The following is a 13,463-nucleotide window of genomic DNA, read 5'->3' on the forward strand; positions in this document are numbered from 1 at the left end:
CCCAGTGTCTGATCGTAAAGGCCTGTAGCTTGCGCTACAGGCCTTTTTTGTTGACCTGCCGCAGCGATTACACTGCTTTCACCACCACCAACCTGAATCTTGACTACAGTATCAACTGGTGACTGCTATAAACGTCACCACCGTGATCGTTCAAGAGACGCCGGCAACGTCCCGCGCGTCCACCACCTGATCAGGAGTGCACGATGGATCTCAACCGTCGGCAGTTCTTCAAGGTCGCCGCTATCGGCCTTGGAGGCTCGAGCCTGGCTGCGTTGGGCATGGCCCCGACACCGGCCTTCGCCGAGCAGGTGCGTCACTTCAAGCTGGCGCATACCAAAGAAGCCCGTAACACCTGTCCTTATTGCTCCGTCGGCTGCGGCTTGATCATGTACAGCCAGGGTGATGCGGCCAAGAACGTTGCGCAAAACATCATCCATATCGAAGGCGACGCCGACCACCCGGTGAACCGCGGCACCCTGTGCCCGAAAGGCGCCGGCCTGCTCGACTTTATCCACAGCCCTAACCGCCTGCAGTACCCACAAGTGCGCAAGCCAGGTAGTAAGGAATGGACCCGGGTGTCCTGGGATGAGGCGCTGGATCGTATTGCCGATCTGATGAAGGCCGATCGCGACGCTAACTTCATTGAGAAGAACGCCCAAGGCCAGACAGTCAATCGCTGGCTGAGTGTAGGCTTTCTGGCCGCCTCGGCTTCGTCCAACGAAGCCGGCTACATGACCCATAAGGTTATTCGCAGTCTTGGCATGCTGGGGTTTGATAACCAAGCACGTGTCTGACATGGCCCGACGGTGGCAAGTCTTGCCCCGACGTACGGCCGTGGTGCCATGACCAACCACTGGACCGATATCGCTAACGCGAATCTGATCCTGGTGATGGGTGGCAACGCTGCAGAAGCCCATCCGTGTGGCTTCAAATGGGTAACCGAGGCCAAAGCCCATAACAAGGCCCGGCTGATCGTGGTCGACCCGCGTTTTACCCGAACCGCTTCGGTGGCCGATTATTACGCGCCAATTCGTACCGGCACCGATATCGCCTTCATGGGCGGCTTGATCAATTACCTGATCAGCACTGACCAGATTCAGCACGAGTACGTGCGCAATTACACCGACGTGTCGTTCATCGTCAAACAGGGCTACAGCTTCGAGGACGGCCTGTTCAGCGGCTACGACGCAGCCAAGCGCAATTACACCGATAAGTCCGGTTGGAGCTATGAAATCGGTGAAGACGGTTTTGCCAAGGTCGACCCGACCCTGCAAGATCCGCGTTGCGTGTTCCAGCTGATGAAGCAGCACTACAGCCGCTACACGCCGGAGTTGGCCAGCCAGATCTGTGGCATGCCGGTGGACAGCATGCGTAAGGTCTGGGAAGAGATCGCCACCTGCTCGAAACCGGGCAAGACCATGACGATTCTCTATGCCTTGGGCTGGACCCAGCACTCGATCGGCTCGCAGATCATCCGCAGTGCGGCGATGGTCCAATTACTGCTGGGCAACGTCGGCATGCCGGGTGGCGGGGTTAACGCGTTGCGCGGTCACTCCAACATTCAGGGGCTGACGGACCTCGGGTTGTTGTCCAACTTGCTGCCGGGCTACCTGACCTTACCGGCGGATGGCGAGCAGGACTACAACGCCTACATCGCCAAGCGCGCCTCCAAGCCGCTGCGGCCGGGGCAGATGTCCTACTGGCAGAACTACGGCAAGTTCCATGTCAGCCTGATGAAGGCCTGGTATGGCGCCAATGCCACGGCGGAGAACAACTGGGCCTTCGACTACCTGCCGAAGCTGGATATCCCCGGTTACGACGTGTTGAAGATGTTCGACATGATGGCCAAGGAGCAGGTCAACGGTTATTTCTGCCAAGGCTTCAACCCGATTGCCGCCTTGCCCGACAAGAACCGAGTCACCGCTGCGCTGAGCAAGCTCAAGTGGCTGGTGGTGATGGACCCGCTGGCCACCGAGACGTCGGAGTTCTGGCGTAATGCCGGGCCGTACAACGATGTCGATTCGACGAACGTGCAAACCGAAGTCATCCGTCTGCCCACCACCTGCTTTGCCGAAGAAGACGGCTCGCTGGTCAACAGCAGTCGTTGGTTGCAGTGGCACTGGAAGGGCGCGGAAGGCCCAGGTCAGGCGCGCACCGACGTGTGGATCATGAGTGCGCTGTTCTTGCGCCTGCGCGAGCGTTATCAGCGTGACGGCGGCGCCTGGGCCGAGTCGATCCTCAAGCTCAGCTGGCCGTACAAGGTGGCCCACGAGCCGACCCCGGAAGAAATCGCCAAGGAGTTCAACGGTTACGCCGTGGCAGATGTCACCGACGCCAGCGGGGCGACGATCAAAGCCGGGCAGCAGTTGGCTGGTTTCGCTCAGCTCAAGGACGATGGCAGTACCGCCTCTGGGTGCTGGATCTTCTGTGGCAGCTGGACCGAGCAGGGCAACCAGATGGCCCGGCGCGACAACGCCGACCCGTTCGGCATGAAGCAGAACCTCGGTTGGGCCTGGGCCTGGCCGGCTAACCGGCGGATTCTCTACAACCGGGCTTCGGCGGACGTGCAAGGCAAACCCTGGTCGCCGGACAAGCGCCTGGTGTGGTGGAACGGTAAAACCTGGGGCGGCACCGACGTGCCGGACTTCAAGGTCGACGTGCCGCCGGAAGCCGGGATGAATCCGTTCATCATGAATCCTGAGGGCGTTGCGCGTTTCTTTGCCCTCGACAAAATGGCCGAAGGACCGTTCCCGGAGCATTACGAACCGTTCGAAACCCCGATTGGCGTCAACCCGCTGCATCCGAACAACAAGAACGCAACCAGTAACCCGGCGGGGCGGGTGTTTGATTCGGTCTGGGACACGTTGGGGCAAGCCAAGGACTTCCCTTACGCTGCCACCACGTACCGGTTGACCGAGCACTTCCACTTCTGGACCAAACACTGTCCGATCAATGCCGTGACCCAGCCGGAGCAGTTTGTCGAAATTGGCGAGGTGCTGGCCAAAGAAAAAGGCATTGCTGCTGGCGACCGGGTGCGCGTCACCTGCAAGCGCGGGCATATCGAGGCTGTGGCAGTGGTGACCAAGCGTATTCGCCCGCTGCAGGTCCACAACCAGACCGTGCACCAGATTGGCATTCCGCTGCACTGGGGCTTTACCGGGGTGACCCGGCACGGCTACCTGACCAACACCCTGGTGCCGTTCCTCGGTGACGGCAATACCCAAACGCCGGAATCGAAGTCGTTCCTGGTCAACGTGGAGAAAATCTGATGGCTAGCCAAGACATCATTGCCCGTTCGGCCACCACCACACCGCCGCCGTCGATCCGCCATCAGGAGGAGGTGGCCAAGCTGATCGACACCACCAAGTGCATCGGCTGTAAGGCCTGTCAGGTGGCTTGTTCGGAGTGGAACGAGCTACGTGACGAGGTGGGCCACAGCTATGGCACTTACGACAACCCACATGACCTGAGCGCAGAAACCTGGACCTTGATGCGCTTTACCGAGCATGAAAACACCGACGGCAACCTGGAGTGGCTGATCCGCAAGGATGGCTGCATGCACTGCGCCGACCCTGGCTGCCTGAAGGCCTGCCCGAGCCCGGGTGCGATCATCAAACATGCCAACGGCATCGTCGACTTCAACCAGGACCACTGCATCGGTTGTGGCTATTGCATTACCGGTTGCCCGTTCAACATTCCGCGGATTTCGCAGAAGGACCACAAAGCCTACAAGTGCACCCTGTGTTCCGACCGTGTCGCGGTGGGGCTCGAGCCCGCTTGTGTGAAGACCTGCCCCACCGGGGCGATTGTGTTCGGCACCAAGGAGGACATGAAAGAGCACGCTGCCGAACGCATCGTCGACCTCAAGTCGCGCGGTTTCGACAACGCCGGGTTGTATGACCCGGATGGGGTCGGTGGCACCCATGTGATGTACGTACTGCACCACGCCGATCAACCCAAACTGTACGCCGGTCTGCCGGACCAGCCGGTGATCAGCCCATTGGTAGGGCTGTGGAAAGGCGTGAGCAAACCGCTGGCGTTGCTGGCCATGGGCGCGGCGGTACTCGCTGGGTTCTTCCACTATGTGCGCATCGGTCCGAACCGGGTCGAGGAGGACGAGCACCCGAGCGCACCGGACACCAGTGTGCATGTGGTGGACCCGACCGTGCATGTGTTCGACCCGAACAAGCCGGGTGCGCAAGGGGAGGAACGGCCATGAACGACAAACCCATCCAGCGCTACAACGCCAATGAACGGACCAATCACTGGATAGTGGCGATTCTGTTCATCGTTGCCGGATTGTCGGGGCTGGCGCTGTTTCATCCAGCACTGTTCTGGCTCAGCCACCTGTTCGGTGGCGGGCCCTGGACACGGATCCTGCATCCGTTCCTGGGCCTGGCGATGTTCGTGTTTTTCCTCGGCCTGGTGTTTCGTTTCTGGCGTGCCAACTTCATCAGCGGCAATGATCGCTTGTGGCTACGACGCATTGACCGGGTAATGCGCAACGAAGAGGAGGGCGTCCCCCCCATCGGCAAGTACAACCCCGGGCAGAAGCTGCTGTTCTGGACCTTGCTGCTGTGCATGCTGGTACTGTTGTTCAGCGGTGTAGTGATCTGGCGGGCCTGGTTCAGCCAGTACTTCGATATCGGTTCGATTCGCCTGGCAACCCTGCTGCACGCCCTGGCGGCCTTTGTGCTGGTATTGAGCATCATCGTGCACATCTACGCCGGGATCTGGATCAGGGGTTCGGTCAGCGCGATGTTGCATGGTTGGGTCAGTCGTGCCTGGGCGAAGAAGCACCATGAGCTCTGGTATCGGGAAGTAACCCGCGAAGATCCGCCGGACTCGCAGATAGGCAAAAAAGGATGAACACTTGAGCACCATTCTTGAACCTGGGCAGATCGAAGCGGCGGCCAGCACGCCGCCGTTTCTCTACCTGCCACCCGCCAACCTGTTCGCCTTGCGCGCGGCGCGGCTGGACAGCCTCGCCGAGGGCAATGCGCTGGGTGATTACCTGCGCTTGATTGCCAGCCTGTGTCGTATCCAGCAAAGTCTGCTCGATCAACCACCTGTGCCAGCACCTGCCGAAACTGAGCGTCAGCGCCTGTGCCTGGAGCACGGCTTGCCGCCACTGGCCGCTGACAGCCTGGTGCGCGAAGGGCATTGGCTGGCTTATCTGGATGCGTTGTTGCAGCGTTATCACGTACCTGCCAGCGCCGAGCTGGGTGCTGCCGTGAGCACCTTACGTGATGCCAGTGCCGAACAGCGCAAGCTCTGGGGCATCGCCTTGCTCACCGGGCAGTTCAGCGCGGTGCCAGCAGCCCTGGTGCCGTTTCTCGGGGCGGCCTTGCAGGCGGCCTGGAGTCATTGGCTGCTGAGCCTGCCGAACACTGAACTCAAGGCTGGCGACAACCTCTGTCAGTGTCCGGGCTGTGGTTCGCCGGCAATGGCTGGAGTAATCCGTCATCGTGGCAAGTACAACGGCCTGCGCTATCTGGTGTGTTCGTTGTGTGCTTGTGAGTGGCATGTGGTGCGAGTCAAATGCGTCTATTGCGAACAGAGCAAGGGGCTTACCTATTTCAATATCGAAGATGATCGCCATGCTGCTGGCAAGGAGCCATTGCGTGCGGAGTGCTGTCCGGGGTGCAAAAGTTATCTGAAACAAATCTACCTGGAATGTGATGCCGAGGCTGAGGCGTTATCGGCGGATCTGGCGAGCCTGGCCTTGGACCTGCGTCTGGACCAAGAAGGCTATCAGCGACTGGCGCCGAACCTGATGCTGGCGCCGGGAGGAGAGTGAGTTCAACGTCTACACTGAGATTTTTGTGGGGTGGGAGCTGGCAATACCGGCCCCCACAGTGGAACTGGCTGGAGTTTTTGAATGCCTGCGAATGTCACTGCTCTTCCTGCACGCCTGCCTTCTATCGATACCCTACTGCGTCATCCTGCTTGCCAGCCGCTGATCGACCGCTACGGCCGTGAAGCCGTGCTGGCCTCACTGCGTCAGTTGCTCGATGATCTACGTGAACCCACTCGCCAAGGCCAGCTGGACGCTGCCGAGCTGGCACCTGCGGTGCTGGTCGGCCGCGCCGGTGAACGCCTTGTTGCCCAGCACCGCAGCCAGGTGCGGCGGGTGTTCAACCTTACCGGCACGGTGCTGCATACCAATCTGGGGCGGGCGCTGCTGCCTGAGGAAGCCATTGATGCCGTGCAAATGGCTGCCCGTTACCCGTTGAACCTCGAGTTTGACCTGGCCACCGGCAAGCGGGGTGACCGCGATGACCTGATTGAAGGGCTGATCCGCGAATTGACCGGTGCCGAAGCGGTGACGGTGGTCAATAACAACGCCGCGGCGGTGTTGCTGGCGCTCAATAGCCTGGGCGCGCGCAAGGAAGGCATCATCTCCCGTGGCGAACTGATCGAGATCGGCGGTGCTTTTCGCATACCGGACATCATGGCCAGGGCCGGGGTCAAGCTGCATGAGGTAGGCACCACCAACCGTACCCACGCCCGCGACTATGAAGCAGCCATCGGCCCGCGCAGCGGCCTGCTGATGCGGGTGCACTGCAGCAACTACAGCATTCAGGGTTTCACCACTCAGGTTGCTACTGCACAGCTTGCACAGTTGGCCCACCAGCACGGCCTACCGTTGCTGGAGGACCTGGGCAGCGGCAGTTTGCTGGACCTCACGCGCTGGGGGCTGCCTGCCGAACCTACGGTTAGGCAAGCACTGACTGACGGTGCGGATATTGTCACCTTCAGTGGCGACAAATTGCTCGGCGGCCCGCAGGCCGGCATTATCGTCGGGCGCAAAGAATTGATCGCGAAGATCAAGAAGAACCCACTCAAGCGTGCACTCAGGGTCGACAAGCTGACGCTCGCCGCTTTAGAAGCCGTCTTGGGCCTTTACCGCAACCCCGACCTGCTGGCCGAACGGCTGCCCAGTCTGCGTTTGTTGACCCGCCCCGGGGCCGAGATTCTGGCCCAGGCTCAGCGCCTGGCGCCGGAGCTGGGGCAGCTTTTGGGCGCCGACTGGGATGTCGCCGCGGTGCCGGCCCTGAGCATGATTGGTAGCGGCAGCCAGCCGGTGGCGCGTCTGCCCAGTGCAGCCTTGTGCCTGCGCCCGCAATTGTCCAAGCGCCTACGCGGGCGTAGCTTGCGTGGCCTGGAGGAGGCCTTGCGCGCACTGCCGATCCCGGTGCTCGGACGCATCGATGATGACGCCCTGTGGCTCGACTTGCGCCAGTTGGATGATGAGGCAGGGTGGCTGGCGCAATTGCCGGACTTGCACCTGACGCAGGCACCGAGGTGATCGTCGGCACCGCAGGACACATCGACCATGGCAAAACGTCGTTGCTCGAAGCCCTGACCGGCCAGGCGGGCGATCATCGCCGCGAAGAGCGTGAGCGCGGCATGACCATCGACCTTGGCTATCGCTATGCGAGCCTGCAGGTGGGAGCGCCCTTGACCGGGTTTATCGACGTGCCCGGCCACGAGCGGTTTATCCACAACATGCTGGCCGGGGCCCAGGGCATCGACTTGGTGCTGCTGGTGGTCGCTGCCGACGACGGGGTAATGCCGCAAACTCGCGAACACTTGGCCATTGTGCAACTGCTGGGTATTCCCCAGGCGTTGGTGGCCATCAGCAAATGCGACCGTGTCGAGCCGAGCCGGGTCCGTGAGGTTCAAGCACAAGTCAGCATCTTGCTGGCGGCTGGGCCCTATGCCGATGCTGCGCAATTTCCGCTGTCCAGTGTCACTGGCGAAGGTGTCGATGCCCTGCGCCAAGCCTTGATCGAGGCTCAGCGTGTGGTCCGCGAACGCAGTCGCCGAGGTGGCTTTCGTCTGGCTATCGACCGTGCCTTCGCGGTGACGGGCGCCGGCATTGTGGTCACCGGTACCGCGCTCGATGGGCAGGTGCAACTGGGCGATACATTGGCGCTGGGCAGGGCTGGAAAGCCGGTGCGGGTACGCGGCCTGCATGCGCAGAACCAGCGGGTAGCCGAAGCCTGGGCGGGTCAACGGGTGGCGTTGAATATCAGCGCCGAGCGCCTGGAGCTGGCGCAGATTCATCGCGGTGACTGGTTGCTCGCTGAATGGTTGTACGGGCCGACGCAGAGGGTGGATATCGAGCTGCAATTACTGGCCAGTGAAATCCGCAGCTTCACCCATTTCAGCCCAGTCCATGTGCATTTGGGCACTCAGGATGTCAGTGCGCGGGTGGCCTTGCTGCAGGGAGAACTGCTGCTTCCCGGTGGCCGCATGTTTGCCCAGTTGCAACTCAACGCGCCGCTGCAGGCAGTGCATGGCGATCGCCTGGTCCTGCGTGACCACAGTGCCCAGCGGACCCTCGGCGGTGGCCGGGTGCTGGATCCCTATCCTCCGGCGCGACAGCGGCGCAGCGCGGCGCGCCTGGCGCAGTTGCAGGCGCTGGCCAGTGTCGATAGCCTGGAACAGGCCTTGCCGCCGCTGCTGGCCAATGACGAACTAGGTCTCGATCCACCGCGTTTGGAGCGCCAGTTCAATCGTCTGCGCAGCAGTTGGAAATTACCCGCCGATGTGCAGGTGATCGCCACCCGTCAGGGGCCGCTGCTGTTCACCGTCGCACGATGGCAGGCGTTGAAGCAGGCAGTACTGGCACAGCTGGCGCTGTTTCATCAGCAGGAACCGGACCAGCTCGGGCCGGATCGGGACCGGCTGCGTCGGTTTGTCGCCTTGGCGCTGGAGCGTCCGGCGTTTATCAGCCTGCTCGATGAGTTGCTCGCCAGTGGCGCCGTGGTTGGCAACGGCCCCTGGCTACATCTACCCGAACATCAGATTCGCCTGAGCGATGCCGATGCAGCGCTGTGGCTGCAATTACAGCCGCTGCTTGAGCAAGGGCAATTTGACCCTCCGTGGGTGCGCGACCTGGCCAAAGTCGTTACCCAAGAGGAGTCACAGGTTCGTCTTTTGCTGCGCAAGCTGGCGCGATTAGGGCAGGTGCACCAGGTGGTGCGTGATCTGTTCTATCCTCAGGCCACAATCCGACAAATGGCAGCTATGCTGTTGCAGCTGGCCAGCGACGATCCGGTGGTACAAGTGGCTGCCTTTCGTGATGTGCTGGGGATCGGTCGCAAGCGCAGCGTCCAAGTGCTGGAGTACTTTGATCGTATCGGCCTGACTCGACGCATGGGTGACCGGCGTCAAATTCGAGCCGACAACGCCTTGGCACAATCGCCAGGCGAGTGATTCTTGGAAGGCAATCGCGCCCGGTGGCGCGGCCGGGCTTCAAACCCGGTTGGGGGCGGCAGCCGTTCCCGGGCAGGTTCGACTCCCGCTGCCTTCCGCCATTTTCTCCTGCTTTCACCTCGCCTGTGCGATCAGCTGTCGGCCAGGATGAATTGCGCCACCGTCTGCGCCACCTGATCCGCCACCACGGGTGTGGTACGCAAATGCGCCGCAATGCCGTGGTCGCAGTTTGCGAGCAGCAAGCACTCCAGGTGCGGTGGCGGCACCGATTTCAACAAGCTGCGAGTGACCTCTTCGGGGATCGGGCTATAGCGCTGTGCTCCCGCCAGCCACAGGGTGCCGGCTGAAGTACCGGCACCTTGGCCGTGATGCTCGGAGTTGAGTCCATCGAACTCACCCACTACCAGCAAAACACGGCCTGGGAACTGGCGCAGAAACTCAAAACTGTCGCAGTCCAGAAAACCATAAGGTTTGCTGATCGCCGATTTGAAGGCCGGACCAAAGGGTGCGTTGTGGGCGCTGTCCGGGTAGACCGCCGGGCAGATCAGAATCAACTTATCCACAGCCGTTTGCTGCGCCACCAGCTTCAAGGCAATTGCAGCGCCCAGGCTATGACCAATCACGGTTTGGCAACGCGGTGCGATATGCCGGTGAAAGCGCAGTGCTTCTTCACGGTTGGTGGTCAGAGACGGTTCGCGTGCACCGGGTTCGCTGGCCAGGCTGTGCCCTGACAGATTGGCGGTCAGCGAACCGATACCCAGTGCCTGTAGGCGGTAGAGCAGGGGGTTGAGCCGGGTGAAATCCGATTGCGCGCCACCCACGACGAACAGCGGTGGCGCACGCTCCTCATCGGGTATTAGCAATCGGGCCTGTTGCTGATAAGTGTCGAACGTTTCGGTGATGAACCGCTCTACCCCAGGGCTGGGCTCATCGTATTGCCAGGCAGAACGTTGGGTCGAATCCGTGTCGAGTTGCATGAACACCGCCTAAAGGAACTGATGATGCAGCCATTCGCCGAGCGGATTGTCTGCACTGAGCAATAGCTTGAGCGCCATGATGCAACAGACGCAAACCAGCAACGGCTTGATCAGTCTAGGACCGAAATGCACGGCGCAGCGCGCGCCCAATTGCGCGCCTACAAAAGCCGCGCCGGCCATCGCCAGTGCAAGCGGCCAGACTATTGCGCCACTCAGGGAAAACACCGACAGCGCACCGAGGTTGCAGGCCGCGTTCAGTAGCTTGCTATTACATACCGCTTGCAGCAAGGGCTGGCCGAGCAAAATGACACAGGCAAGCATGAAGAACGAGCCGACGCCGGGGCCGAATACGCCATCGTAGAAGCCAATTACGGGCGCCACAGCCAGGCAAAACAGGCTGATGGTGACCTTCGCTTTACGCTGGTGATCGTCCTGTTTGGGGCTGAAGGCGAAGTAGGCGGCTACCAGAATCAGCAGCACCGGCACACTGGCCTGAAGAAGTGCCTTTGGCACCAGGCTCACAGACAAAGCTCCCAAGGCGCCACCCGCGAACGACATGGCGGCCATGGGCAAGCCGCTCGTCCAGTCGATCATGCCTTTACGGGTGAAGGCATAGGTGGCTGACACGGTGGCTGAAGCGGCCTGGAACTTGTTGGTCGCGATTGCCGCCAAGGGGTCAATGCCGGCGACGAACAGGACGGGTAAGGTGATCAGGCCACCTCCACCGGCAATGGCGTCGAAAAAGCCAGCCATCAGGGCCACGCTGGCCAGGGTCAGTAACAAAGTGATATCGATTTCCAGCATTAGGGCGGTCTCCGGTGTCAGCCACGAACCAATAGCGGGTCTTGTGTGATCACAATCGGTTGGGCGAAGCGGGAGTAGCCGAACAGGCGTATCAGCAGGCGTCGATTGTCTTTGAGGGGTCTCGGGCGTGCAGTGCGCGGCTGTTGTTTATCAGCAGGGCACAGTCTGGTTGCAGCACAAAGCGCAGGGGCGCGGTTTCGTTCACCAGCGCCTGAAATCGATCGAATGCGCTGGCCGCTGCTTCACTGGCATGGGCTTGGTCGAGATCGAAACTCAGGTGCGCAACGTCCGAATCCTGCATGAGCAAACATTCCTTGTTGTTGATCTTATAGGGAAATCCGTGTCGACCGGATGCCCGTGCGGAGGGCCTGGCAGTCGGCGAATGGATGAACCCGTCATTCAACTCGGTAAAATCTATTTAGGGCAGTCAGATGATTCCGTATGCGCTATAGGTAGATTCCTAAATGGCACGCTTGGAAGTAGAAATGCTTGAACACCAGGCGCAAGCAGTGCTTTGGCAGGCCAGCGTTGGACTTCCCCAGCCGGAAAAAGCAAAATGAACCCTTTCCCTCAATCAATCTGATCGGACCTGCTGACTCTATGCGAATGCGCCTGATGCTGTTGGGTGGTGGAAATGCCCTTGGGCAAGCGCTGATTCGCCTCGGGGCCGAGGAAGATATCGGCTTTCTGGCACCGCGTCCGCCAGAGCATGGCTGGGATCCGGCCAGCCTGACCCAGTTGCTGGACGACACCCGCCCTGACGCCCTGGTGAATCTGGCCTATTACTTTGACTGGTTCCAGGCCGAGTCGGTCAGCGAAAAGCGTTTGGCCCAGCAGGAGCGTGCGGTAGAGCGTCTGGCTGAACTGTGTCAGCACCACAACATCATTCTGATCCAGCCGTCGAGCTATCGGGTCTTCGATGGCTCACGTGCCACCGCCTACAGCGAGAAGGATGAGCCGGTGCCGCTCGGCCAGCGTGGCCAGGCACTCTGGCGGATCGAGCAGAGCGTCCGGGCGACCTGTCCGCAGCATGTGATGCTGCGCTTTGGCTGGTTACTCGATGAGAGCATCGATGGCGTACTCGGGCGCTTTCTGACCCGCGCCGAACAGCCTCAGGAACTGCTGCTGGCCGACGACCGCCGCGGCAATCCAACCCCGGTAGACGACGCCGCGCGGGTGATTCTCTCAGTGCTCAAGCAACTCGATTGCGCTGCGCCACTGTGGGGCACTTATCACTACGCCGGTAACGAAGCCACCACGCCACTGGCGCTCGGTCAGGCTATCCTCAGTGAGGCGGCGCAGCTGCACAAACTGGCGGTTACCGCACCGACCGCGCAGGCCCACGCCGCGCGCCCGGATGCCAGCGAAGAACCGCAACATGCAGTGCTGGCCTGCAAGAAAATCCTGCACACCTTCGGTATCAAGCCCCGCGCCTGGCGCTCGGGTTTGCCACCTCTACTGGATCGATTCTATCGTCATGGCTGATGCTCCAATTCTGATCACCGGCGGTGCCGGTTTCATCGGCTCTCACTTGAGCGATGCATTGCTGGAAAAAGGCTGCGCGGTACGGATTCTCGATGATCTGTCCACTGGCAAAGCCGCCAATCTGCAAATGGCCAACCCCAGGCTTGAGCTGATCGAAGGCGATGTCGCCGACGCTGAACTGGTCAAGCGAGCCGCTGCGGGATGCCAGGCGGTTGTGCACCTGGCCGCCGTTGCCTCGGTGCAGGCCTCGGTGGATGACCCGGTGAAAACTCACCAGAGCAACTTCATTGGCACCTTGAATGTCTGCGAAGCCATGCGCCTCAATGGCATCAAGCGGGTGCTGTTTGCCTCCAGCGCGGCCGTCTATGGCAACAACGGCGAAGGCCTGGCGGTCGAGGAAAATGCACCCAAAGCGCCTCTCACGCCCTATGCCGTGGACAAGCTGGCCAGTGAGCAATACCTGGACTTCTATCGTCGCCAGCATGGTCTGGAGCCGGTGGTGTTCCGCTTCTTCAACATCTTCGGGCCACGCCAGGATCCGTCTTCGCCGTATTCCGGGGTGATCAGCATTTTCTGCGAGCGCGCCTTGAGCGGTACCCCCATCACGCTGTTCGGTGATGGCGAGCAGACCCGTGATTTTCTCTACATCGCCGATCTGGTCGCGGTAATGGTACAGGCGCTGGAGTTGCGGGAAGTTGAAGAGGGGGCAATCAACATCGGCCTGAACCAGGCGACTTCACTGAATCAGTTGCTGGACGCGCTCAAATCAGTATTGGGCGAGTTACCGGCGATCAGTCACGGGCCTGCGCGCTCTGGCGATATTCGCCACTCACGGGCGAACAACCAGCGGCTGCTGGCGCGATTTGAGCTCCCGCAGCCGACACCGTTGGCCGTTGGCCTGGCCCGATTGCTCGGCAAAGAATAAAAAAAGCGGCGATTTAATCGCCGCTTTTTTCTTTCCGAGGCCCC

Annotated in this window: 10 protein-coding genes, 1 tRNA gene and 1 pseudogene; 9 read left to right on the forward strand and 3 right to left on the reverse strand. The window is 60.9% G+C overall.

Annotation, left to right across the window (positions count from 1 at the left end; translation table 11 throughout):
• Nucleotides 1–203 precede the first annotated feature (203 nt).
• From fdnG to ACQRAX_RS11105, 7 genes are all read left to right on the forward strand, one after another.
• A complete protein-coding gene (gene fdnG / locus ACQRAX_RS11075; RefSeq protein ID WP_412040156.1) occupies nt 204–3,269 on the forward strand; it encodes a formate dehydrogenase-N subunit alpha in 3,066 nt (1,021 codons plus the stop codon).
• Nucleotides 3,269–4,219, forward strand: a complete 951-nt coding sequence (gene fdxH, locus ACQRAX_RS11080) for a formate dehydrogenase subunit beta (RefSeq protein ID WP_412040157.1) — start codon at nt 3,269–3,271, stop codon at nt 4,217–4,219. Before fdnG ends, fdxH begins: the two co-directional genes overlap by 1 nt.
• Nucleotides 4,216–4,869: a formate dehydrogenase subunit gamma gene (locus ACQRAX_RS11085; protein ID WP_412040158.1), complete on the forward strand. Its 654-nt coding sequence runs from the start codon at nt 4,216–4,218 to the stop codon at nt 4,867–4,869. Before fdxH ends, ACQRAX_RS11085 begins: the two co-directional genes overlap by 4 nt.
• A gap of 4 nt (nt 4,870–4,873) precedes the next feature.
• Nucleotides 4,874–5,800, forward strand: coding sequence for a formate dehydrogenase accessory protein FdhE (gene fdhE / locus ACQRAX_RS11090; RefSeq protein WP_412040159.1), 927 nt, complete (start codon nt 4,874–4,876; stop codon nt 5,798–5,800).
• A gap of 81 nt (nt 5,801–5,881) precedes the next feature.
• Nucleotides 5,882–7,312 carry an L-seryl-tRNA(Sec) selenium transferase gene (selA, locus tag ACQRAX_RS11095; RefSeq protein ID WP_412040160.1) on the forward strand — a complete coding sequence of 477 codons (1,431 nt, stop codon included), beginning with the start codon at nt 5,882–5,884 and terminating at the stop codon, nt 7,310–7,312.
• A complete protein-coding gene (gene selB / locus ACQRAX_RS11100; protein ID WP_412040324.1) occupies nt 7,309–9,228 on the forward strand; it encodes a selenocysteine-specific translation elongation factor in 1,920 nt (639 codons plus the stop codon). The genes selA and selB overlap by 4 nt, the downstream gene beginning before the upstream one ends.
• Nucleotides 9,229–9,233: 5 nt before the next feature.
• A tRNA-Sec gene (locus ACQRAX_RS11105) sits at nt 9,234–9,329 on the forward strand.
• A 30-nt stretch (nt 9,330–9,359) separates the two neighbouring features.
• On the opposite strand, the gene ACQRAX_RS11110 is transcribed toward ACQRAX_RS11105, so the two are convergent.
• The 3 genes and pseudogenes from ACQRAX_RS11110 to ACQRAX_RS11120 all read right to left on the reverse strand — a co-directional run.
• Nucleotides 9,360–10,205 carry an alpha/beta hydrolase gene (locus tag ACQRAX_RS11110; protein WP_412040161.1) on the reverse strand — a complete coding sequence of 282 codons (846 nt, stop codon included), beginning with the start codon at nt 10,203–10,205 and terminating at the stop codon, nt 9,360–9,362.
• A 9-nt stretch (nt 10,206–10,214) separates the two neighbouring features.
• Nucleotides 10,215–11,009 carry a TSUP family transporter gene (locus ACQRAX_RS11115; RefSeq protein ID WP_412040162.1) on the reverse strand — a complete coding sequence of 265 codons (795 nt, stop codon included), beginning with the start codon at nt 11,007–11,009 and terminating at the stop codon, nt 10,215–10,217.
• A 17-nt stretch (nt 11,010–11,026) separates the two neighbouring features.
• Nucleotides 11,027–11,280 (reverse strand): annotated as a pseudogene (locus tag ACQRAX_RS11120) (hypothetical protein); the annotation flags it as partial.
• Between the two features lie 329 nt (nt 11,281–11,609).
• Here ACQRAX_RS11120 and ACQRAX_RS11125 point away from each other — a divergent pair.
• Together ACQRAX_RS11125 and ACQRAX_RS11130 are read left to right on the forward strand one after the other, a co-directional pair.
• Nucleotides 11,610–12,494, forward strand: a complete 885-nt coding sequence (locus ACQRAX_RS11125) for a sugar nucleotide-binding protein (protein ID WP_412040163.1) — start codon at nt 11,610–11,612, stop codon at nt 12,492–12,494.
• Nucleotides 12,487–13,419, forward strand: coding sequence for an NAD-dependent epimerase/dehydratase family protein (locus ACQRAX_RS11130; RefSeq protein ID WP_412040164.1), 933 nt, complete (start codon nt 12,487–12,489; stop codon nt 13,417–13,419). The genes ACQRAX_RS11125 and ACQRAX_RS11130 overlap by 8 nt, the downstream gene beginning before the upstream one ends.
• Nucleotides 13,420–13,463: the final 44 nt, after the last annotated feature.

The organism is Pseudomonas sp. UM16, assembly GCF_050312595.1.
In the GTDB taxonomy this organism is placed as follows: domain Bacteria; phylum Pseudomonadota; class Gammaproteobacteria; order Pseudomonadales; family Pseudomonadaceae; genus Aquipseudomonas.